The sequence below is a fragment of the Pseudomonas sp. Au-Pse12 genome, assembly GCF_021341665.1.
In the GTDB taxonomy this organism is placed as follows: Bacteria; Pseudomonadota; Gammaproteobacteria; order Pseudomonadales; family Pseudomonadaceae; genus Aquipseudomonas.
Genome location: NZ_JAJTTH010000018.1, coordinates 1 through 21,921, shown reverse-complemented (window position 1 = coordinate 21,921; position 21,921 = coordinate 1). Strand labels below are relative to the sequence as shown.

Here is a 21,921-nt window from a genome sequence, read left to right as displayed (position 1 = left end):
GCGGGGCAAGGGATGAAAAGAAGTCAAAAGCTGTTCAGCGTCAGCTTGCTGGCGCTGGTGGTAAGTGGGTGTGCGGTCACCAGCCAGCCCATCGATCGAAGTGTCAGCGAGCAGCGGGCCAGGAATGACCTGCAAACCATGTACAAGGACCAGGAGCCCCTCAACGGCCCGCTGACCCTGCACCAGGCCATGGCCCGGGCGGTGAAGTACAACCTCGAAGGCCGCTTGAAAATCATGGAGGAGGCCCTGGCCAAGCGCCAGCTGGACCTGGCCAGTTTCGACATGCTGCCGCGCATGGCGCTCTCGGCCGGTTATGCCGGGCGCAACAACATCAGTGCCTCCAGTAGCCAGAGCGTGCGGACCGGTACCCAGTCCCTGGAACCTTCGACCTCCCAGGATCGCGACCGCAACGTCGCCGACCTGACCATGGTCTGGAACGTTCTCGATTTCGGCGTCAGCTACATCAGCGCCAAGCAGCAGGGCGACCAGCGCCTGATCGTCCAGGAACGGCGGCGCAAGGTGATCAACACCATCGTCCAGGACGTGCGTTCGGCCTATTGGCGGGCGGTGGCGGCGGAGCGCCTGCTCAAGCAGATCGACAGCCTGATGGCGCGGGTGGAAGTGGCCCGTGGCAACAGTGAAAAAATGAGCGACCAGCGCATCGGCGACCCGATCCAGGCCTTGGGCTACCAGCGCGCGCTCATCGAGGCTACCCGTCAGCTGGAAGAGCAGCGCCGGGCCCTGTCCCTGGCCAAGACCGAGCTGGCGACCCTGATCAACCTGCCGCTGGGCACCGAGTTGACCCTGGCCACCAGCGACGAGTATCCGATTCCCGAACTCAAGGTGGACATCAACCGGCTGGAGCAGGAAGCCCTGGCCAGCCGCCCCGAATTGCGCGAGCAGGACTACCAGAGCCGCATCAGCAGCGCGGAAACCCGCAAGGCCATGCTGCGCCTGCTGCCGGGCCTGGAGTTCTCCGCCGGCGGCCACTACGACAGCAACTCGTTCCTGGTCAACGACAAGTGGGCCGACTACGGGGTCAAGGTCACCTGGAACCTGTTCAACGTGATTTCCGCGCCGGCGGCCATCGATGTCGCCAAGGCCGGCGAGGAAGTCGCCACGGCGCGGCGCCAGGCCATGTCGATTGCCGTGCTGGCCCAGCTGTATGTGGCCAACGCCAACTACCGCGATGCCCTGCGTCAGTTCCAGACCAACCAGCAGTTGGCGCAGATCGACGGGCAGATCGTCGGCCAGTTGCGCAACCGCTACCAGGCGGCGGGCATTGGCGAGCTCGACCTGATCCAGGGCGAATTGAACACCCTGCAGGCCGATCTGCGTCGCGACCTGTCCTACGCGGACTTGCGCAATGCCTATGGGCAGATCTTTGCCAGCGCCGGGCTGGACCCGCTGCCCGACCAGTTGCAATCGACCCAGGTGCAGACCATCGCCAGCGCCCTGGCCAGCCGTGAGGCCGATTGGTCGGCGGGCAATATCTCGGCGCCGGTGGCCCGTGCCAAGGCCCAGTGACCTGCTGGCGCCGCGCGCCAGCGTCAGCCGCCAGCAACGGGAGCGCCGCAACGGTCATCGCGGCGCCGCCATCCTCCTCACCGGGTTGCCGGCCTCGGGCAAGTCGACCCTGGCCCAGGCGCTGCAGGCCGAGTTGTTCGCCCGTGGGGCGCAGAGCCTGGTGCTGGATGGCGATGCGCTGCGCGGCGGCTTGAACAGCGACCTGGGCTTTGGCCCTGTCGATCGCCAGGAAAACATTCGCCGCGCCAGCGAGCTGGCGGCCTTGCTGGTGGAGCAGGGGCAGGTGGTGATCCTGGCCTTGATCGCGCCGCTGATCGAGCTGCGTGAGCTGTTCGCCCGGCGCCTGGGGGCGGACTATCACGAGGTCTGGTGCAGCGCCCCGCTGGCGGTGTGTGAGCAGCGCGATCCCAAGGGGCACTACGCCCGGGCCCGGCGTGGCGAGCTGCCGGGTTTTACCGGTGTCTCGGCGCCCTATGAGCCACCGCCGGCCGCGGCCCTGGTGCTGGACACCGCAGGGCAACCGGTGGACGTGTGCCTCGAGCAGTTGCTGGCATGGCTCAGCGAGTGCCGGGTGCTGCCGGCGCCATGAGCCGCCCGGCCTATTCGCGGTTGCCGGTGCAATTGGACCTGGCCCTACTGCGCGAGGCCCTGGCCGGCATCCGGGCCGCGCAATGGCGCGAGCATTTCAATCGTGACTATTTCCACGGCGAGTGGAGCGGTGTGGTGCTGATCAGCGCCGCCGACGCCCATGAACTGGCCCCCGGTCGCCAGGCCCCGGTGCAACGTTCGGCGTGGTACGCCGAGCCGCGCTGGCAACAGGCCCTGCAAGCCTTGCCGGTGCAACTGGTGAGCGCACGCTTGCTGCGCCTGGGGCCGGGCAGCCGCATTCTCGAACATTGCGATCATGACCTGCAGGGCGAACAAGCCGACCTGCGCCTGCACATTCCCCTGCTCAGCCCCCCCGAAGTGGATTTCATGCTGGATGGCCAACGCATGCCCATGGCCGCCGGCGAGTGCTGGTTCCTGGACCTGGCGCGGCCCCACAGCGTGATCAACCGCGACAGCTGCGAACGCATCCACCTGGTGCTCGATTGCCGCCCCGGAGTCTGGTTGGAGCAGGCCATCCGGGAAGGATTGGCCAGCACGCCGGCGCCGGGGGCCGGGCAGGCCGCGGCGGCCTTCGAGCGCTGGCGCCTCTGGGTGGAGCAGGACGCTTCGCTGTGCCGACGCTTGCAGGCCGAGACCGACCCGCAGGCCTTTGTCGAACTGTGTGTGGCCCTGGCGGCCGAGCGCGGCCTGGCGTTCGCTGCCGACGACGTGCGTTCGGCCATGGCCCGGGGGCGACGCCAGTGGCAACGGCAATGGACTCACTGAACCTGCAAGGCTGGCTGCCAATCGGTATCCGGCGTTCGGACCCGGGCTGGCGGGTGGACTGGTGCTGGTTCGGCGCCCAGCCGCTGCATCAGCCGTTCTTTCGCGATGCGGTGGATCAGGCCCTGCGCCTGCCGTTCAATCAGGCGCTGCGTCGCGAAACACCCCTGGCGGCCCTGGATGAATGGCGCGCTCGCTGCCCCGGGCTGGCACCCAGCGCGTTGGTGTTCCACGCCTCGCGATGCGGCTCGACCCTGATCAGCCAGATGCTGGCGCAGCTCGACAGCCATATCGTGGTGTCCGAACCGCCGCCGCTGGACACCCTGCTGCGTGCCGAGCTGCCGCCGGAGATCCGCCTGCGGGCGATCCAGGGTTTGCTCAGTGCCTACGGGCAGGTCCGCTGCCCGGGGCAGTCGCGCCTGGTGATCAAGCTCGATGCCTGGAACATCGGCGAGCTGGCGCTGCTGCGCCAGTGCTTCCCCGCGACGCCGTGGCTGTTCGTCTACCGCGATCCCCTGGAGATTGCCGTCTCTCATCTGCGTCGCCCGGGCATGCACATGGTGCCCGGGATGATCGGGCCCAGTGTGCTGGACGCCGGCGCCTGCACCGACCGCGAGAGTTTTATCGCCCGGCGCCTGGGCCGTTTGCTGCAACGGGGCCTGGACGGTGCCCGGGAGTTCGATGGCCTGCTGGTGAACTACCAGGAGCTGCCCGCGGCCATGGGCGGCTGGCTGGGGGATTTTTTCGCCCTCACGGCGGCCCAGCGCCGCGCCGCATTCGCCTGTACCCAGCGCCATGCCAAGCAACCGGACCAGGCGTTTCAGGATGATGTCGCGGACAAGCGGCAGGCGGCCACGCCGGCCCTGGTCGAGCAGGTGCAGCGCTGGGCGCGGGGGCCCTATGAACGTCTGGAACGTCGCCGCCTGCAGGGTGGTTGAGGCGTTCACGCACCGTTGGGAAGTTTGTCCGACGCCAGGCGATGCGCGGCCTAGACTTGCATCAGGAGTCACAGTCCTGTCCCCGTTCGCGGGGCACCGAGGTGCATCATGCGTATGGCAAGAACCGTGCAGCGCAGCCTGGAACAGGCCGCTTGCGAGTTTGATCTGGTGACCCATCCCCATTCCGCCAGCAGCCTGGAAACGGCGCGGGTGGCGGGGGTGCCGGCGGAGCGGGTGGCCAAGTCGGTGATCCTCGACGATCACCACGGCCACTACCTGATGGCGGTGTTGCCGGCCAGCCGTCACCTGGACCTGAGCAAGGTGCGCGGCAGTGGTGAATGGCAGGTCACCCGGGAAAGCACCCTGGCCCATCTGTTCAGCGATTGCGAGCGTGGCGCGGTGCCGGCGCTGGGCGAGTCCTATGGGCTGGACGTGGTGATCGACCCGCTGCTGACCCGGCAGAAAGACATCTACCTGGAAGCCGGCAACCACCACAACTTGGTGCACATGAGCATGGCCCAGTACCTGAAGCTGGTACCCCACGCCGAGGTTTGCGAAGTCTCGCACTGACCAGGAGCCCGACCATGGAATCACCGACCCACAACCTGCCGGCGCTGTTCAAGCAGTTGGGGCTGGCCGATGACCCGGAGAGTATTGATCGTTTCATCGCCACCCATTCCCCGCTGAAACCGGAGTTGCACCTGGCGGATGCGTTCTTCTGGAGCAAGAGCCAGGCGGATTTTCTGCGCGACGAAGTGCTGGATGACGCTGATTGGGCGGAGGTGGTGGATCAGTTGGATGTGTTGTTGAGGATGGGGCGCGGGGTTTAGGTCGGTGGCGGCCATTGGCGAGCGGTGTGGACCAGGGCCAGGATCCAGGCTCGGTCCTGGCTTATCTGATAGACCAGGCGATAGCTCGGGTGGGGAATCAGTTCGCGGGTTCCGGCCACCAGCCCCGTGGAGCCCATCTGCGGGTTGAGGATCAGATGGCCGACGCATTCGCTGAAGCGCCTGTCCATTTCAACCGCAGCCCTCGGGTTGAGCGCATGCAGGTAATCCCAGATATCCATGCGGTCCTGTAGGGCTTCGGGAGCCCAGACAACCTTCATTCCAGCCTCGATGCCCGAGCGCGCTTGGCAGCGAACTCTGCTTCGACCTCTTCATGGCTGTGCCCGCGTTGAGCGTCTACGGAGGCTCGGGCCAGCTGGACTTTTTGTTGCAGGAACGCCTCATATTCCCGGAATTCGTGCTGTTTCTGCACGAATTCGCGCATCATCTCGCGCACGATCTGCGAGGCCGGGCGATGTGCGGCCTGTGCTTCCGCCATGAACTGATCCCGCAGTTCAGTTTCCAGTTTCATCGTAAAAATGGCGTGCTTGGGCATGAGCGCTCTCCTCAAAAAGTACTAAAAAAGTATATACCTTTTCAGTACTTTCTTCGTTTTGAAGCTGCTCGGTCGAAGGCTTGGTCGAGGTATTTGTTACAAAACTTGACTGGATTAATCTGTCAGTGACATATTGATAGTTAGCAAACTAACAGTGTGCGAACAGTCTTGTGCCCAACTCCCTTGAATCACTCCACATGAACATCAGCAGTGGCATGGTGGTCGCGTCCCGGCATTGGCGGCGGATCTGCCAGACCACCCTGGTCAATTTCGGCATTTCCGAAGCCTGTGCGGTGCCCCTGCTGATGATCGGGCGCCTGGGCGAGGGCGTGCGCCAAGTCACCGTGGCCCAGGCCGCGGGGATGGAAAGCCCATCGCTGGTGCGCCTGCTGGACCAGCTGTGCAGCGCCGGCTACGTGTGCCGCAGTGAAGACCCCAACGATCGCCGGGCCAAGTGCCTGAGCCTGACCGACACCGGCCGCGAGCTGGTGCAGGCGGTGGAAAGCGAGCTGGTGCGCCTGCGCCATGAAGTCCTGGAGGGCATCAGCAGCACCGACCTGGAAGCCGCGCTGCGGGTGATCCGCGCCTTCGAGTCCGCCAGCCATGTGCCGGTGCTGCCCTCTTGAAAGGCTTCTTTACCGGCATGCCCCCCGCGCGGGACTGGTTCTACGGTGTACGCACCTTCGCGGCATCGATGATCGCCCTGTACATCGCCATGCTGATGCAGATGCCCCGGCCCTATTGGGCCATGGCCACGGTGTACATCGTCTCCAGCCCCTTTGTCGGCCCCACCAGTTCCAAGGCGCTGTACCGGGCGATCGGCACCTTCCTCGGCGCGGCGGCGGCGGTGCTGCTGGTGCCGATGTTCGTGCAGAGCCCCTATGTGCTGGTGCTGATCATTGCCCTGTGGACCGGGATCCTGCTGTTCCTGTCCATGCACCTGCGCACGGCCAACAACTACGCGCTGATGCTGGCCGGCTACACCCTGCCGCTGATCGCCCTGCCGGTGGTGGACAACCCCCTGGCGGTGTGGGACGTGGCCGAGGCGCGGACCGAGGAAATCTTCCTCGGCATCATTTGCGCCGCGGTCATCGGCAGTCTGTTCTGGCCCCGGCGGCTGGCCCCGGTGTTCGTCGATTCCGCTAGCAAGTGGTTCGCCGATGCCGCGCTCTACAGCCAGCGCTTCCTGGCCCGCAACGTCCAGCCTGAAGAAGTCAGCGCCCTGCGCGCATCGATGGTGGGTACTTTCAACACCCTGGAGTTGATGATTGGCCAGTTGCCCCACGAAGGCGCCCGGCCGCAGACGGTGCGCAACACCAAGGAGTTGCGTGGGCGGATGATCCACCTGCTGCCAGTGGTGGACGCCCTGGATGACGCCCTGTATGCCCTGGAGCGGCGGACCCCGGAGCTGGTGGCGCAATTTGCCCCTGTGCTGGCCAAGGCCGAGGCCTGGCTGCAAGGCACCGCCCGGGACGCCTCGGTGGAGCACTGGCAGGCCCTGCGCAGCGAGCTCGAAGCCCTGCAGCCAAGCGCTGAAGCGCTGGATGACCGGCGCCAGCTGCTGTTCTCCAATGCCCTGTATCGCCTCGGCGAGTGGATCGACCTCTGGCAGGACTGCCGCAGCCTGCAGCACGCCATCCAGTGCGAAAGCCAGGACACCTGGCGCGCGGTCTACCGGCATTGGCGCCTGGGCCGGCTGACGCCGTTTCTCGACCGCGGGCTGATGCTGTATTCGGCGGGCTCGACGGTGCTCGCGATCATCGTCGCCTCGGTGCTGTGGATCCTCCTGGGCTGGACCGACGGCGGCAGCGCGGTGATTCTCGCGGCGGTGGCCTGCAGCTTCTTCGCCTCCATGGACGACCCGGCGCCGCAGATCTACCGGTTCTTTTTCTGGACCGCGATGTCGGTGCTGTTCGCCAGCCTCTACCTGTTCCTGATCCTGCCCAACCTGCACGATTTCCCGATGCTGGTGCTGGCCTTCGCCGTGCCCTTTATCTGCGTCGGTACCCTGACGGTACAGCCGCGCTTCTACCTGGGCATGCTCCTGACCATCGTCAACACCTCGTCCTTCATCAGTATCCAGGGCGCCTACGACGCGGATTTCCTGAGCTTTGCCAACTCCAACCTGGCCGGGCCCATGGGCCTGCTGTTCGCCTTTGTCTGGACCCTGATCGCCCGGCCGTTCGGCTCGGAGCTGGCGGCCAAGCGCCTGACCCGCTTCAGCTGGCGCGACATTGTCAGCCTTTCCGAGCCTGCAACCCTGGCCGAGCACCGGCACATGGCCGCGCAGATGCTCGACCGGCTGATGCAGCACCTGCCGCGCCTGGCCATCACCGGCCAGGACACCGGCGCCGCCCTGCGAGAGTTGCGCGTGGCGCTCAATGTGCTGGACCTGCTGGCCTACGCGCCGCGGGTGCGGGGCGTGGCCCAGGCCCTGCTGGGCCAGGTGGTGGCCGAGGTCGGCGACTACTTCAAGGCCTGCCTCAAGGCCGGTGAACGCCTGCCGGCTCCCGGCGGCCTGTTGATGACCCTCGATCGTACCCGCCGGGCCTTGGGCAGCCAGGGCCTGCAAGGCGACGACGAAACCCGCCTGCACCTGTTGCACGCCCTCAGCGGCCTGCGCCTGGCACTGCTGCCGGGGGTGGAATTCGTCGCCACCGGCGAGCTTGAACACCCCCTTCCCCATGGCATCGATGGAGCGCCCTTATGATCGGTGATCTGGATATCAGCGGGGTGTTCCTGCCCACGCTGCTGGTGCTGATGGGCATCACTTATGGCTTGTACCTGCTGGTGCACGGGGTGCTGACGCGCTTGCACTTTTATCGTCTGGTCTGGCACCGGGCGCTGTTCAACGTGGGTCTCTACGCGCTGCTGCTGGGCGCGGTGGACTCTCTCAGTCGATACCTGATGACATGAAAAAACCCTTATTGACCATTGGCCGTGTGGTCCTGACGTTACTGGTGGTGACCTTCGCGGTCGTGGTGGTCTGGCGCATGGTGATGTACTACATGTTCGCGCCCTGGACCCGGGACGGGCACATCCGCGCCGATATCGTGCAGATCGCCCCGGACGTGTCCGGGCTGATCCAGCAGGTGGAGGTGCGCGACAACCAGCTGGTCAAGCGCGGCCAGGTGCTGTTCAGCATCGACCAGGACCGCTTCAAGCTGGCCCTGCGCCAAGCCAAGGCGGCCCTGGCCGACCGTCAGGAAACCCTGGCCCAGGCCCAGCGCGAAGCCAAGCGCAACCGCGGTCTGGGCAACCTGGTGCCGCGCGAGCAACTGGAAGAAAGCCAGTCCCGCGAGGCCCGTGCCCAGTCGGCCTTGGCCGAGGCCCAGGTGGCGGTGGACAGCGCCCAGCTCAACCTCGACCGCTCGGTGGTGCGCAGCCCGGTGGACGGCTACGTCAACGATCGTGCGCCGCGCGCCCAGGAGTTCGTCAGCGCCGGGCGGCCAGTACTGTCGGTGGTGGACAGCAACTCCTTTCATATCGATGGTTACTTCGAAGAAACCAAGCTCGACGGCATCCATGTCGGCCAGGCGGTGGATATCCGCGTGATCGGCGACCGCGCGCGGCTGCGCGGGCATGTGGAAAGCATCGTCGCCGGGATCGAGGACCGTGATCGCAGCAGCGGCTCCAACCTGCTGCCCAACGTCAACCCGGCCTTCAGCTGGGTGCGCCTGGCGCAACGGATTCCGGTGCGGATTGCCTTCGATGACGTGCCGGCGGACTTTCGCATGATTGCCGGGCGCACCGCCACGGTGTCGATCCTCGACGACCAGGCCAAGCGGGAGCCCGGGCAATGAAGCCGGGCGCACGTTTGGCCCTGGCCGGGCTCGGCCTGTTGCTCTCGGCTTGCCAGATGGTCGGGCCGGACTACCGGCTGCCCAAGGACGCGGCGCTGCAACGCCCGGATTTGCAGGGCGAGTTGAGCGCCAAGGGCGCCAACGTGGTGTCGGCGCCAGTGCCCGCCGACTGGTGGCGGCTGTACCAGGACCCGCGCCTGGACCAGCTGGTGCAGCAGGCCCTGGCGTCCAATACCGATTTGCGGGTGGCTGCGGCCAACCTGGCTCGCGCCCGGGCCCAGGTGGATGAAGCCCAGGCCGCCGGTGGCTGGAGCGGTGGGGTCAAGGCCGGCGTCGAGCGCCTGCAGGAATCCGGCGAAGCTTTCCTGCTGCCGGAGAAAGTGCCGGTGGCCAACGTTGGCAACCTGTCCATCAGCACCTCTTACCAATTCGACCTGTTCGGCACCCTGCAGCGCGGCATCGAGGCGGCCCAGGCCAACGCCGACGCGACCCAGGCCGCGGCCGATACCGCGCGCATCACCCTGGTGGCGGATGTGGTGCGGGCCTACACCCAGGTCTGCGCGGCCAACGAAGAACGGGAAATCGCCGAGCACTCCCTGAGCCTGCAAGCCCAGAGCACCGAACTGACACAGCGCCTGCGCGATGCCGGGCGCGGCGACGAAACCCAGGTCACCCGTTCCCAGACCCAGTTCAAGTCCCTGCGCGCCGAATTGCCGCGTTACGAGGCCGCGCGCCAGTCGGGGCTGTTTCGCCTGTCGATGCTGCTGGCCAGGCCGGTGGATCAATTGCCCGCTGGCATTGGCACGTGCGCCGAGTTACCGCACATCGCCCAACTGTTGCCGGTGGGTGACGGCGCGGCGCTGCTCAAGCGCCGTCCCGACGTACGCCAGGCCGAGCGCCAGCTGGCCGCCGCCACCGCGCGCATCGGCGTGGCCACCGGGGCCCTGTACCCGGACATCAGCATTGGCGCGACGGTCGGCACCGTGGGCATCCTCGACAACCTCGGCAAAGCGTCCACCAACCGCTGGGGCTTCGGCCCGCTGATCAGCTGGACGGTGCCGGCCAACGGCGCCCGCGAGCGCATTCATGAGGCCGAGGCCGCGAGCCAGGGCGCCCTGGCGCATTTCGACGGCGTGGTGCTCAACGCCATTCGCGAAACCCAGACCGGCCTGGCCCAGTACAGCGCGCAACTGCAACGCCGTGAGGCCCTGGCAGACGCCGAGCAGTCGGCGCAACAGGCGGCGGACCAGACTCACCGCTTCTTCCAGGCCGGGCGTGCGTCCTTCCTCGCCGACCTGCAAGCCACCCGTACCTACACCGACATGCGCGCGCAACTGGCGGCGGCCAATACCCAGGTTGCGATGAGCCAGATCGATCTGTTCCTGGCCCTGGGCGGTGGCTGGGAAAGCGGACGAACGCAAGGCCCGGAACACGCGAAACCCTGAGGCCGTTGCTATGCTTTGATCAGTTGGAAAAGCACCTTGTGCAACCTGCTTTCCAACCGGTCAAAGCGTGTGATGGTCATGGGGATTCCAATAATGAAAAACCCTTATGCTCCGGGCTTCTGGTGCGCGCTCTGCGCCCTGGTGCTGCTGTCTGCCACCTACTTCTACGGCATCATGCTGGCCCACCAGATCGACAAGGCCCTGGTGTTCCTCGACAGCGCCAGCGCGCTGATCGCGGTGATGGCCATCGGCGTGGTGGCCTGGGCCTCCTTCCAGGGCCAGAAAATCAAGAAAAGACAGCTCGAACAGAGCAAGACCCTGGTGGTCATCTGGGACACCAAGGTGGCCTTGCGGCGGGTCGAAACGGTGTTTGACCGCTACTTCTGGGGCAGCTACTGGCAACCGGGGCGCACCTTCGCCGAGGTCATGGGCGAGCTGACCGGCACCCCGCTGGAAAAGAGCCTGGAGGCCTTGAAGAAGCAGTGCATGCTGCTCGACAAACAGGCCGACGACGGCCACCACTGGCTGAGCAATGCCCGCGAGCTGTCGGACGTCGCCACCGCCATGGCCCGGGAACGCTACCAGCTGGACTTCTGCGACCCCCGGGGCGAGTCCCGGGGCAACAGCACGGTGATCGACCGGGATTTCGAGGTCCTGGTGTACACCTGGAGCGCCCGCCTCAAAAGCTTCGACCATCAACTCGACGCCCTGGAAGTCGAATACTCCTAAACCTCAAGCCTCAAGCCTCAAGCCTCAAGCCTCAAGCCTCAAGCCGTCTGCTGCCTGCCGCCTCTAGCTTGCAACTTGAGGCTTGCAGCCTTGCAGCTGGTTTAGCTTTGGCCGCCAGTGGTAATCTGCGCCGGTTTTACGCGGAGTCGAGCCGCGACCCGTCATGGGTTCAGGGAAGACCAGCACACCTTCAAACAACGGATATTGATCGGGTCAGACATGAATAAATCAGCAGGCGTACTGTTAGGAATCGTCGTCGCAGTAGGTGCAATCAGTGCCGGCGGCGCCTGGTACACCGGCACCAAGCTGGAAGGGGTCCTGCAGCAGCAGGTGATCGAAAGCAACAAGGAGCTGCAAGCGGCTCTGATCGGCTACGACGCCACCGCTACCCTGGAACTGGTGTCCCTGGAGCGTGGTGTGTTCAGCAGCAACGCCCGCTACCGCCTCAAGGGCAAGGGTGAAGTGTTCGGTGGCGATCTGGAACTGATGATCGCCGACCACGTCGAACACGGCCCGCTGCCTTTCTCGCGCCTGATCCGTCTCAAGTGGCTGCCCGTCATGGCGTCCAGTCATTTCCAACTGGAAAATAATGCCCAGACCGACAAGTTGTTTGCCGCCACCAAGGGTGCTGCACCGTTCAAGGGCGTGGTCAATGTTGGCTATGACCTGTCCGCCGAGGGCACTGTGGATTTCGCCCCGATGGAGCTGGCCCGGGATGAACTGAACAACCTCAAGTTCTCCGGCCTGAGCGCCACCTTCAGCGTCAGCGAAAACCGCCAGAAAGCCAAGGTCGACGGCTACATGGACAGCCTGAGCCTGTTCCTCAGCTCGCCGGATAAAGCACCGCTCAAACTGGAAATCAACGGCCTGACCCTGGCCAGCAACCTGCAAAAGAGCAGCTTCGACTACTACCTGGGCCAGAACACCCTGGAGCTCACCAGCACCAAGGCCACCTTCGGTGACAAGCAGTCGGTGCTGACCCTGAAGAACTTCGAACAGAAGACCTCCAGCGAAGAAACCGGCAGCACGGTAGCGGGCCGCGCGGATTACCGAGTGGGCGAAATCGCCTTCGACGGCAAGACCGTGGGTTCGGCCGAGATGCTCTGGAGCATGAAGAACCTCGACAGCCAGGGCATGCTCGATCTGCTCCAGATCTACCAGACCGTGCTGCAGCCGTATCAGCAGGCTGCCACCGCGGCCACTGCCGAGGGCGAGCCGGCGCCGGAACTGCAAATGAGCGAAGCTCAAGAGGTCAAGGTACGTGCGGCGGTGAACAAGGTCCTGGAAGCCAAGCCGCAAATCGCTCTGGAAAGCCTGGCATTCAAGACCGCGGGTGGTGAAAGCCGTTTCAGCCTGAGCCTGGATCTGGCCAAGCCGCAGAACCTGGAGCTGCCGCCGGCCGAGCTGGGCAAGCAACTGATCAGCCAGCTGGACGCCAAGCTGTTGCTGTCCAAACCGATGGTGGCGGACGTGGCGGCCTTGCAGGCCCAGGCTGAAGGCCTGACCGATGCCAAGCAGATTGCCGAGCAGAGCGCGGCCACCGCGGAAATGCTCAGCGCCATGGCCCTGGCCACTCAACTGGCCAAGCTGGAAGGCAATAACGTGGTTTCGGCCCTGCACTACGCCAGCAATGAAGTGAACTTCAATGGCCAGAAAATGACCGTCGAACAGTTCATCGGTTTTGTCATGAGCAAGCTGGGAGGCGTTGGCGCCCAGTAGTCAACCTGAGCGGGCCAGCCAGTGCTGGCCCCTCTCGTGCAAGCCCCGGCGCCCGGCCCGTGCAATGAGCACTGGTCGGGCGTTTTGCTGTCTGCAGCAGGCGGGGGCAGCGTCTGATTCCGAATAAACATGGCAACGCAAATTGTGAACTAACCTTCGTGGAAGAATTTTCCCGGAACGCAGTGTTGGCCCTGTGCTCGCATGTGCTGGGGCATTGAGCGCGGGGCGCAGAACTCCGGCTAGCCATGTAAGGATGCTGACGAAATGCATTGCACTGTTCATCCCATTCGCCGCTATAACCTTCGTCCGTTATTTCGTTTGGCACTGTGCAGCCAACTGTTATGGCCGGGGCTGGCGTTCGCCGATGCGGCCTATGACCAACTGATCATCCAGGCCCGTGCCGGCAGCTACGCCCCGGCGCTGAATCACCTGCGCCAGATACCGGCCAGCCAACTGACCAACGGCCTGGTCAGCGACCATTTGCAGATCGCCAGCTGGGCCGGTCTGGATGCCGAAGTGGTGAACGTCTATGAGACCCAGGGGCGCAATCGGGTGCTGCCGGCACAGGCCCTGACAGCCATCGCCCGGGCCTATCGCAACCTCAAGCAATGGGACAACGCCACCCGGCTCTATCGCCAGGCCCTGGAGCGCGACCCGCAGAACGCCGACCTGCAACTGGGCTTGAGCCTGACCCAGGCCGATGCCGGCCAGCCGGCTGAAGCGGTGGCCCGGGCCCGGGCGCTGGTGATGGCCAAGCCCGATGACCCGAACCGGCGCCTGGCCTTGGGCTACGCGTTGACCCGCGCCAACCAGCCCTACGACGCCCTGAGTGAATACGACCAGGCTTTTATCCGTGCCGGCGACAGGCCCGAGGTCATCCGCGAATACATCAACGCCCTGCAACGGGTGCGCTTGCCGGAGCCGGCCCTGCGCCTGGCCCAGCAGCATCCGGGGCTGATCGATCCGGTCGTCCAGCGGCGGCTCCAGGCCGACCTTGCGGCCGAACGGGTACGCCTGTCGGAGTTGGCCAGCCGTAGCGAAAAGGAACGGTTCGTGGTCGCCGACCGCGCCCTGGCCGATTACGACGCCCTGTTCGCCGCCTGGGACCAGGACCCTCGGGCTCAGGAAGACCTGACCCGTTGGCGCATCGACCGGCTGGGGGCGCTCAAGTCTCGGGCGCGCACTGCAGAGGTGATCAGCGAATATGAGCAGCTCACCGCTGCCGGTGTGGTCATTCCCCCGTATGCCCTGCGCTGGGTGGCGGCTTCCTATCTCGACCGGCGCCAGCCGGAAACCGCCGTGCCACTGTATCGCAGCGTGTTGTCGGCGCCGGATGGCGATGCCGCGTATCGCCTGGAAGACACCACCGCCCTGTACTACGCGCTGCTGGAGAGCGAACAGCCGGAAGAGGCGCTGAAGCTCGCCAATGACCTGGCTGACAGCACGCCACGGCGGATTCAGCTCACCGGACAAACCGTGGGCGACCCCAATGACGACTGGGTCGATGCGCAACTGCTGGCGGCCCAGGCCGGCGCTGATGGCGCTTCAGGGGCGGACCTGCCGGGCACCGAACAACGGCTGGAGGCCCTGGCCGAGCAGGCCCCGGGCAATATCAGCGTGCGCCTGGCCCAGGCCGACCTGTACCGGGTGCGCGACTGGCCGCGGCTGTCGGAAAGCCTGCTCAAGGAAACCGAAAGCGTGGCCCCCCGCGATGTCAGCCTGGAAGTGTCCCAGGGGCACACCGCCCTGGAACTGCAGGAATGGCGGCAACTGGATGCCTTGACCGACGATGTGCTCGAGCGCTTCCCGGAAAGCCGTCAGGTGCAGCGCCTGGCCCGCGAGCGCGAAGTGCATGACATGGCCGAGTTGCGCGTCTCGACCTACGGCGGCAAGAGCTACGGCGGCGGTAGCAGCGGTGCCGGCGCAGTGGCCGGGAGCCGGGATTTCGGTATCGAAAGCCGGCTTTATACGCCGCCCATTGCCGAGGACTGGCGCCTGTTCGGCGGGGTCGGTTACGCCATGGGCGATTTTCCCGAAGGCATCGGCCACCACCGCTGGCAGGTCCTGGGGGTGGAGCGGCGAACCCGTGACATGACCCTGGAAGCCGAAGTCTCCAACCACTCCTACGGCTATGGCGACAAGACCGGTGCCCGGGTGTCCCTGGCCCGCGACATCGACGATCACTGGCAATACGGCGGCAGCCTCGACTACCTCTCGGCCAACACCCCGCTGCGGGCGTTGAACAGTGACATCAGCGCCAATGGCGGCAGCGCTTTCCTGCGTTGGCGGGCCAATGAAAGCCGGGAATGGAAACTGTCCCTCAGCCCGTCGCATTTCAGCGACGGCAACAACCGTTTCGAAGCGCTGCTCACCGGCCGTGAAGGGGTCTACCGCTCACCCAAGGTGCAGGTCGACCTCGGCCTGGAAGTGGGCGCCAGCCACAACACCCTGCAAGACACGCCCTACTACAACCCCGAGGCGGATCTCAGCGTGCTGCCCACGGTCACCGTCAACCACGTGCTCTATCACCGCTATCAAACCGCCTGGAGCCAGCAGTTCCAGGCCGGCGCCGGGACTTACAGCGAACGCGGCTATTCCACCGGCGCGGTGGGGCTGCTCAGCTACGGCCAGCGCTACAGCTGGAATGACGTGTTCGATATCGCTGGGGTCTTGAGCGTAATCAACCGGCCCTACGACGGCGATCGGGAAACCGATCTGCGTCTGGCGGTCGACCTTACCTATCGTTTCTAGAGACGAGCGTGATGATGCGCCTGATCAACCGTTGCATTCTCCTGCTGGGAGCCCTGGTTCTCAGCGCCTGTTCCCAGCCCGCGGCGGAGTTTGTCGCCCCGGCGCAGCGCCCCTTGCCTCATAGCGAGGCGCCGTGGCCGAAAAACCACGTGCTGGGCATTGCCTACCACGACATCGAGGATCGCGACCCGGACCAGCGGGTGGTGGCGGTGCGCACCGAGCGGATGATCGAGCAACTGGCCTGGCTGCGGGAGAACGGCTACCGGCCGGTGACCGTGGACCAGATCCTGGCGGCGCGCAAAGGGGGGCCGGAACTGCCGGCCAAGGCCATCCTGCTGACCTTCGACGACGGCTATTCGAGCTTCTACACCCGTGTGCTGCCGGTGCTGCGCAGCTATCACTGGCCCGCGGTACTGGCGCCGGTGGGCGTGTGGATCGACACCCCGGCCAACCAGCCAGTGGATTTCGCCGGTGACCTGCGGCCCCGTTCGCAGTTCCTGACCTGGGCCCAGGTGCGTGAGATCTCTCGCTCCGGGCTGGTGGAAATTGCCGCCCATACCGACCACAGCCACCTGGGCATTCTCGCCAACCCCCAGGGCAACCTGCAGCCGGCGGCGGCCACCCGACGCTATGACGCCGCTACTGGTCGCTATGAAAGCGAGGCGGATTTCCAGGCGCGGATGCGCCAGGACGTGACCAGCATCTCGGACAAGATCCTGGCCGTGGCCGGCTACCGTCCGCGGATCTGGGTCTGGCCTTATGGCACGGCCGACGGCTCGACCCTGCAAGTGGTCGACAGCCAGGGTTTCAAGATGGCCCTGACCCTGGACGACGGCCTGGGCACCCTCGACAACCTGATGAGCAGCCCGCGCTTCCTGGTGGTTTCCGACCCGGACGGCATGCACTTCTCCAACAGCATCGTCGGCACCGAGGCCAGCGCCCCGATGCGCGTGGTGCACGTGGACCTGGACAATGTCTACGACCCGGACCCCAAACAGCAGGAAATCAACCTCGGCAAGCTGGTGCAGCGCATGGCCGACCTGGGGGCCAATACCGTGTTCCTCCAGGCGTTTGCCGACCCCAAGGGGGATGGCCTGGTGCAGTCGCTGTACTTCCCCAACCGCCACCTGCCAATGCGCGCCGACCTGTTCGACCGGGTTGCCTGGCAATTGCGTACCCGGGCCCACGTCAAGGTCTACGCCTGGATGCCGGTGCTCAGCTTCGCCCTGGACGCCCGGTTGCCGCGGGTTACGCGCTGGGATCCGGCCAGCGGCCAGACCAGCGTCGATCCGAAGCAGTACCAACGGCTGTCGCCCTTCGACCCGAGCGTGCGGCGCCTGATTGGCGACCTGTACGAAGACCTGGCGCGGCTGACCTCGGTGGACGGCATCCTGTTCCACGACGATGCCGTGCTTTCGGACTTCGAAGACGCCAGCCCCGAGGCCTTGCGCGCCTATGCCGCCCAGGGGCTGCCGGATTCCATCGCCGGGCTGCGCGACGATCCGGCGACCCTGCAGCGCTGGAGCCGTTTCAAGAGCCGCTACCTGATCGACTTCACCCACGAGTTGACGGCCAAGGTCCGGGCGATCCGCGGGCCCCAGGTGCAGACCGCGCGCAACCTGTTTGCCGAACCGATCATCAACCCGCAGAGCGAAGCCTGGTTCGCCCAGAACCTCGACGACTTCCTGGTCAACTACGACTGGACCGCGCCCATGGCCATGCCCCTGATGGAAGGGCAGAGCCTGAAACAGTCCGGGCCCTGGCTGGAGGCCCTGGTGGATCAGGTGCGGGCCCGCCCCGGTGCCCTGCAACGCACGGTATTCGAGCTCCAGGCCCGGGACTGGAGGCAGAAGCCCGCCAGCGAGCTGTCGGCCCAGCAGATGGCGGACTGGATGGGCCGGCTCAAGCGCCAAGGGGCGACCCACTTCGGTTACTACCCGGACAACTTCCTCGAGAACTCACCGGACCTGAAAACCCTGCGGCCCGCGCTCTCCAACAAATGGAGCCCTTGAATCATGATGGATCGTATATTCGCCCTGGTGGTGCTGGCGCTGGTCCTTGGAGTGCCCCTGGGGCTGATTTTCCTGGTGACCGGCGAATTCCTCATGGACTTCGTCTTCTATTACCCGCTGTTCATGTCGGCGCTGTGGATCGCTGGCGGTCTGTATTTCTGGCTGCACTGGGAGCGCCACTGGCCCTGGTCCGATGACACGTTGCCGCCGCCGCTGGCCGGGGAGCCGCTGATCAGCATCCTCATCCCTTGCTACAACGAAGGGGACAACGTCGCCGACACCCTTCACGCGGCGCTGGCGCAGCACTACCCGAACATCGAAGTGATTGCCATCAACGATGGCTCCAAGGACAACACCGCCGAGGTCCTCGACGCGATTGCAGCCCAGGACCCGCGCCTGCGGGTGCTGCACCTGGCGCAGAACCAGGGCAAGGCCGTGGCCCTGCGCATGGGCGCGGTGGCGGCACGCAGCGAGTACCTGGTGTGCATCGATGGCGATGCGTTGCTGGCGCCCAACACCGCGGCCTACCTGGTGGCGCCGATGCTGAGCAACCCGCGCCTGGGCGCGGTCACCGGCAACCCGCGGATCCGCACCCGCTCGACCCTGGTGGGCCGGGTTCAGGTGGGCGAATTCTCCTCGATCATCGGCCTGATCAAGCGCACCCAGCGAGTGTTCGGCAAAGTCTTCACCGTCTCCGGGGTGATCGTCGCCTTCCGCCGCACGGCCTTGCACCGGGTGGGCTACTGGAGCCCGGACATGGTCACCGAAGACATCGACATCAGCTGGAAGCTGCAACTGGACCACTGGTACGTGTTCTACGAGCCCCGGGCGTTGTGCTGGATCCTCATGCCGGAAACCTTGCGTGGCCTGTGGAAGCAACGGCTGCGCTGGGCCCAGGGCGGCGCCGAGGTGCTGTTCAAGAACATCCGTGGCATCTGGGAGTGGCGCCACCGCTACCTGTGGACCCTGCTGTTCGACTACTGCCTGTCCACCGGCTGGGCCTTCACGTTCCTGCTGTCGATGATCTTCTGGGTGCTGGGCAAATTCATTGTCATGCCCGAGGCCATCGCGGTGCACTCCATTTTGCCGCCGACCTTTACCGGCCTGGTACTGGCGATGGTGTGCCTGGCCCAGTTCGCGGTCAGCGTCCTGATCGACCGGCGTTATGAGAAGGACCTGTGGAAGACGATGTTCTGGGTGGTCTGGTATCCGTTGGTGTTCTGGTTCATCAGCCTGCTCACCACCCTGGTGAGTTTCCCCAGGGTGCTGTTTGGCGAGCATCAGAAACGGGCGCGCTGGGTCAGCCCGGACCGAGGTATCAAGCCCATCGATGACGAAGAGGAGGCGCGCTGATGAAAATCATCCGAACCCGCCAGCGACCGTTCATGGTGGTCGTCGACGTTGTCCTCACCGTACTGGCCTGGGTCGGCCTGCTGTACCTGCTGATTCGCGGGCTCATACCCCTGCTGGACACCCATGAGGGGCCGCGTTTTGAATCCAGCATGCTCGGCGCCCTGACCACCTTGCAGTTCTACGCCTGGGTGGCGGTGCTCAATGCCCTGCTGCTGATTTCCTGGGCCCGTTATCGCCAGCGTCGCAACCGGAACTACCCGCCACGGTTACCCGCGCCGGTGGTGGACGACAAGCGCTTGAGTGAAAGCTTCAAGCTCAGCGACGAGACCTTCGCCCAGATGCGCCAGCCCGGGATCATGACCGTGCACAACGATGAAGAGGGGGGCATCACCCATGTCACCACGCAGTTCTACCGTATCCGGCCCGAGGATCAGCAGCACCCTCCACTGGTGGTGGAACCGCCGCCGCGGGTGATTCATCTGCATTCGGAGGTGGATGAAGGCAAGAGGTAATGGAGGTGGGTTAATGGCGTAGCTGATGTGAGCGCTGGATGGCTACCATTCGTCTGAATCTGTGGGTGGAATTTTCTGATTGTATTTTCAATATATAAATCAATGGTTTATTGAATTTTTTGATGTTTTTTATATGTGGTTATCGCTACGGATGTTGTGGTGTGAGCGTTGTTTTTATCGTGAAGAGTGAGTGAGGTTCAGTGCTCTTTGGTATTGGTTTTGATTCTTCGAAATATACAATATCGAGTTTATTTTTCGAACACCGGAAAACATCGTGGGCCTTGATTTCAAAGACTTTCAAGTGAAATGAACGTTTGGATAGAGCAAGTGCTCAGATGAGTCGCACAGTGATGTAACTGCATGTGATTTATCTCTGAGAATGCTTTTTAGATACGGCTTAATCGCCACTGGCGATTAACCGGCAGTTATTTGACGACGCAATAGTGGCTTATTAGTATCGCCCCCTTCGTAACTCTTGCAGTCACGGTTTCGAAGGATCGAATATGTCTCTCTCCACCCTCGGGATGAGGTTGTGCTGTGCGCTGTCTTGCCTGCTGCTGACTGGCCCCTTGCACACGGCGCTTGCCGCCCCCTTACCAGCCCCGACGTTCAGCCCCGGCGACCAGGACCTGATCCGCGACCGGCAGAACCGCCTGCTGGAAGAACAGCAGCGGCGTCTCGAAGAACTCAAGGACCTGCCCGGCAAGAGCACCACTCCGGTGGCGCCCAGCGCGCCCGCCGACAGCCGCTGCTTCCCGATCAAGGACATCCAGCTCAAGGGCGCCGACTCGCTGTCCGCCAGCGAGCGCGAGAGCCTGCTCAAGCCTTACATCGGCCAGTGCCTGGGGGTGCCTCAGCTCAACGAGCTGCTCAAGGTCATCACCAACCGCTACATCGAGAAGGGCCTGGTCACCAGCCGCGCCTACCTGCCGCAGCAGGATCTTTCCAGCGGCCACCTGCAGGTGCTGGTGGTGGAAGGCAAGCTCGAAGGCCTCAAGGCCGCCGAAGACAGCAAACTCAGCACCCGCGAACTGAACATGGCCTTTCCCGGCAGCAGCGGTGAGTTGCTCAACCTGCGGCAGATCGAGCAGATGGTCGACCAGCTCAACCGCTTGCCGTCGAACCAGGCGCAGATGGAACTGGCCCCTGGGCAGGCCGTGGGCGGCAGTGAAGTGCTGGTGAAGAACAATGCGCAAAAGCCCTGGCGCGTAGGGCTGTCACGCAGCAACGAGGGCCAGAAGAGCACCGGCGAGCAGCAGTGGGGCAGCTCTTTCGAATGGGACAGCCCCCTGGGCCTGGCTGACCAACTGGTGCTGCGCGGTGGCCACGACGCCATCAGCGACCACCAGAAAACCTCGCGCAACGCCATGCTCTATTACAACCTGCCGTTTGGCTGGTGGAACCTCAGCTACAGCTACAGCCAGAGCGAATACCGCTCCCTGGCCCAGGGGCAGGGCTTCAACTTCAAGCAGACCGGCGACAGCCAGAACCACCAACTGCGGGTGGAGCGAGTGATCCACCGTGACGCCGTGAGCAAGACCTCGCTGAACAGCGGCCTGAGCTACCTGCGCACCAACAACTACATCGAAGACAGCAAGCTGAGTAACAGCAGCAACCGCCTCAGCGAAGCCCAGTTCGGCATCAACCATGGCCGGCGCGTCGGCGGCGCTTTCGTCAACCTCGACCTGGGGCTGCAGGACGGCATCGGCGCCTTCGATGCCCAGCGTGAAAACCAGCGCGACAAGTACGGTAATCGCCAGGCCAACGCGCGCTATCGCAAATACACCGCCACCGCCAGCTACCTGCAGCCGTTCAAGCTGTGGGACGAGTCCCTGGTGTTCAGCAGCCTGGTCACCGGCCAGCGCAGCGAGGATGTGCTGTTCAGCTCGCAACGCATGAGCCTGGGCAGCCAGTCCTCGATCCGTGGCTACAAGGACCAGAGCCTCAATGGCGACAGCGGCTACTACTGGCGCAACGACCTGCGCTGGAGTCGCCCGGTGACCTGGAACTGGCTGCGCCCGGCGTTCGCCGAGTACGGCACCGGGCTGGGCTATGACGTCGGGGCGATCCGCAACGACCGCTACAACGCCGAGCAGCATGGCCGGGTCTCCAGCGACTCCATCGAATTCTTCGCCCGCGGCAAGCACCTCGCCGCCAGCCTGACCTTCGCCCACTCCCTCGAGCGGCCAGATGCCCTGAGTGAGCGGGAAGCACCGATCTACTTCCGTTTGGATCTCTTTCTCTGATTGCACTGATTCATTGAGGCTTTTGACATGGACGTTCGCCAACTCGCCTTCCTGGCCCGCCAGCCTTCGGCTGCCCTGCAACCGCGCGACACCTTCTGGGGGCTGTCGAAACGCGGGTTGGCGTTCATCCTC

The 21,921-nt window shown here is 64.7% G+C and carries 20 protein-coding genes; 18 read left to right on the top strand and 2 right to left on the bottom strand.

The genetic code is table 11. The features are described 5' to 3' along the window. The first annotated feature begins 12 nt into the window (after positions 1 to 12). The 6 genes from LXM55_RS30735 to LXM55_RS30710 all read left to right on the top strand — a co-directional run bounded on the left by LXM55_RS30735 (position 13) and on the right by LXM55_RS30710 (position 4,666). Complete coding sequence (locus LXM55_RS30735) at positions 13 to 1,527, top strand: TolC family protein (RefSeq protein ID WP_233323869.1); 1,515 nt, start codon at positions 13 to 15, stop codon at positions 1,525 to 1,527. After that, the gene (gene cysC, locus LXM55_RS30730) at positions 1,511 to 2,116 is read left to right on the top strand and encodes an adenylyl-sulfate kinase (RefSeq protein WP_233323868.1); all 606 of its coding nucleotides are present in this window, start codon (positions 1,511 to 1,513) and stop codon (positions 2,114 to 2,116) included. The genes LXM55_RS30735 and cysC overlap by 17 nt, the downstream gene beginning before the upstream one ends. Then, on the top strand, positions 2,113 to 2,901 hold the full coding sequence (locus LXM55_RS30725; RefSeq protein WP_233323891.1) for an aspartyl/asparaginyl beta-hydroxylase domain-containing protein: 789 nt from the start codon (positions 2,113 to 2,115) through the stop codon (positions 2,899 to 2,901). The genes cysC and LXM55_RS30725 overlap by 4 nt, the downstream gene beginning before the upstream one ends. Further along, the gene (locus LXM55_RS30720; RefSeq protein WP_233323867.1) at positions 2,889 to 3,836 is read left to right on the top strand and encodes a sulfotransferase family protein; all 948 of its coding nucleotides are present in this window, start codon (positions 2,889 to 2,891) and stop codon (positions 3,834 to 3,836) included. Before LXM55_RS30725 ends, LXM55_RS30720 begins: the two co-directional genes overlap by 13 nt. A gap of 108 nt (positions 3,837 to 3,944) precedes the next feature. Beyond that, complete coding sequence (locus tag LXM55_RS30715) at positions 3,945 to 4,406, top strand: aminoacyl-tRNA deacylase (RefSeq protein ID WP_233323866.1); 462 nt, start codon at positions 3,945 to 3,947, stop codon at positions 4,404 to 4,406. 14 nt (positions 4,407 to 4,420) lie between these two features. Further along, on the top strand, positions 4,421 to 4,666 hold the full coding sequence (locus LXM55_RS30710) for a DUF2789 domain-containing protein (RefSeq protein ID WP_233323865.1): 246 nt from the start codon (positions 4,421 to 4,423) through the stop codon (positions 4,664 to 4,666). On the opposite strand, the gene LXM55_RS30705 is transcribed toward LXM55_RS30710, so the two are convergent. Both LXM55_RS30705 and LXM55_RS30700 read right to left on the bottom strand, forming a co-directional pair. Continuing rightward, positions 4,663 to 4,944 carry a type II toxin-antitoxin system RelE/ParE family toxin gene (locus LXM55_RS30705; RefSeq protein WP_233323864.1) on the bottom strand — a complete coding sequence of 94 codons (282 nt, stop codon included), beginning with the start codon at positions 4,942 to 4,944 and terminating at the stop codon, positions 4,663 to 4,665. The genes LXM55_RS30710 and LXM55_RS30705 overlap by 4 nt on opposite strands. After that, positions 4,941 to 5,219, bottom strand: coding sequence for an antitoxin of toxin-antitoxin stability system (locus LXM55_RS30700; protein WP_233323863.1), 279 nt, complete (start codon positions 5,217 to 5,219; stop codon positions 4,941 to 4,943). The genes LXM55_RS30705 and LXM55_RS30700 overlap by 4 nt, the downstream gene beginning before the upstream one ends. Positions 5,220 to 5,416: 197 nt before the next feature. Between LXM55_RS30700 and LXM55_RS30695 the strand changes: the two genes are divergently transcribed. From LXM55_RS30695 to LXM55_RS30640, 12 genes are all read left to right on the top strand, one after another. Then, positions 5,417 to 5,845 carry a MarR family winged helix-turn-helix transcriptional regulator gene (locus LXM55_RS30695; RefSeq protein ID WP_233323862.1) on the top strand — a complete coding sequence of 143 codons (429 nt, stop codon included), beginning with the start codon at positions 5,417 to 5,419 and terminating at the stop codon, positions 5,843 to 5,845. Beyond that, complete coding sequence (locus tag LXM55_RS30690; RefSeq protein WP_233323861.1) at positions 5,842 to 7,929, top strand: FUSC family protein; 2,088 nt, start codon at positions 5,842 to 5,844, stop codon at positions 7,927 to 7,929. Before LXM55_RS30695 ends, LXM55_RS30690 begins: the two co-directional genes overlap by 4 nt. Further along, entirely contained in the window at positions 7,926 to 8,135 is a 210-nt protein-coding gene (locus LXM55_RS30685) for a DUF1656 domain-containing protein (RefSeq protein WP_011058538.1), read from the top strand. Before LXM55_RS30690 ends, LXM55_RS30685 begins: the two co-directional genes overlap by 4 nt. Then, the gene (locus LXM55_RS30680) at positions 8,132 to 9,022 is read left to right on the top strand and encodes an efflux RND transporter periplasmic adaptor subunit (protein WP_233323860.1); all 891 of its coding nucleotides are present in this window, start codon (positions 8,132 to 8,134) and stop codon (positions 9,020 to 9,022) included. The genes LXM55_RS30685 and LXM55_RS30680 overlap by 4 nt, the downstream gene beginning before the upstream one ends. Beyond that, positions 9,019 to 10,467 (top strand): efflux transporter outer membrane subunit, encoded by a 1,449-nt coding sequence (locus tag LXM55_RS30675; RefSeq protein ID WP_233323859.1) that lies wholly within the window; start codon positions 9,019 to 9,021, stop codon positions 10,465 to 10,467. Before LXM55_RS30680 ends, LXM55_RS30675 begins: the two co-directional genes overlap by 4 nt. Before the next feature lie 93 nt (positions 10,468 to 10,560). After that, positions 10,561 to 11,196, top strand: coding sequence for an NADH:ubiquinone oxidoreductase subunit N (locus tag LXM55_RS30670; protein WP_233323858.1), 636 nt, complete (start codon positions 10,561 to 10,563; stop codon positions 11,194 to 11,196). Positions 11,197 to 11,415: 219 nt separating this feature from the next. Next, a complete protein-coding gene (locus LXM55_RS30665; protein ID WP_233323857.1) occupies positions 11,416 to 12,915 on the top strand; it encodes a YdgA family protein in 1,500 nt (499 codons plus the stop codon). Between the two features lie 264 nt (positions 12,916 to 13,179). After that, positions 13,180 to 15,666, top strand: coding sequence for a poly-beta-1,6 N-acetyl-D-glucosamine export porin PgaA (gene pgaA, locus LXM55_RS30660; RefSeq protein ID WP_233323856.1), 2,487 nt, complete (start codon positions 13,180 to 13,182; stop codon positions 15,664 to 15,666). 14 nt (positions 15,667 to 15,680) lie between these two features. Next, positions 15,681 to 17,678, top strand: a complete 1,998-nt coding sequence (pgaB, locus tag LXM55_RS30655; RefSeq protein ID WP_233323855.1) for a poly-beta-1,6-N-acetyl-D-glucosamine N-deacetylase PgaB — start codon at positions 15,681 to 15,683, stop codon at positions 17,676 to 17,678. 3 nt (positions 17,679 to 17,681) lie between these two features. Continuing rightward, positions 17,682 to 19,031 carry a poly-beta-1,6-N-acetyl-D-glucosamine synthase gene (gene pgaC, locus LXM55_RS30650; RefSeq protein WP_233323854.1) on the top strand — a complete coding sequence of 450 codons (1,350 nt, stop codon included), beginning with the start codon at positions 17,682 to 17,684 and terminating at the stop codon, positions 19,029 to 19,031. Then, the gene (pgaD, locus tag LXM55_RS30645) at positions 19,031 to 19,543 is read left to right on the top strand and encodes a poly-beta-1,6-N-acetyl-D-glucosamine biosynthesis protein PgaD (protein ID WP_233323853.1); all 513 of its coding nucleotides are present in this window, start codon (positions 19,031 to 19,033) and stop codon (positions 19,541 to 19,543) included. The genes pgaC and pgaD overlap by 1 nt, the downstream gene beginning before the upstream one ends. Before the next feature lie 503 nt (positions 19,544 to 20,046). Beyond that, positions 20,047 to 21,789 (top strand): ShlB/FhaC/HecB family hemolysin secretion/activation protein, encoded by a 1,743-nt coding sequence (locus LXM55_RS30640; protein ID WP_233323852.1) that lies wholly within the window; start codon positions 20,047 to 20,049, stop codon positions 21,787 to 21,789. The last annotated feature ends 132 nt before the right edge of the window (positions 21,790 to 21,921 follow it).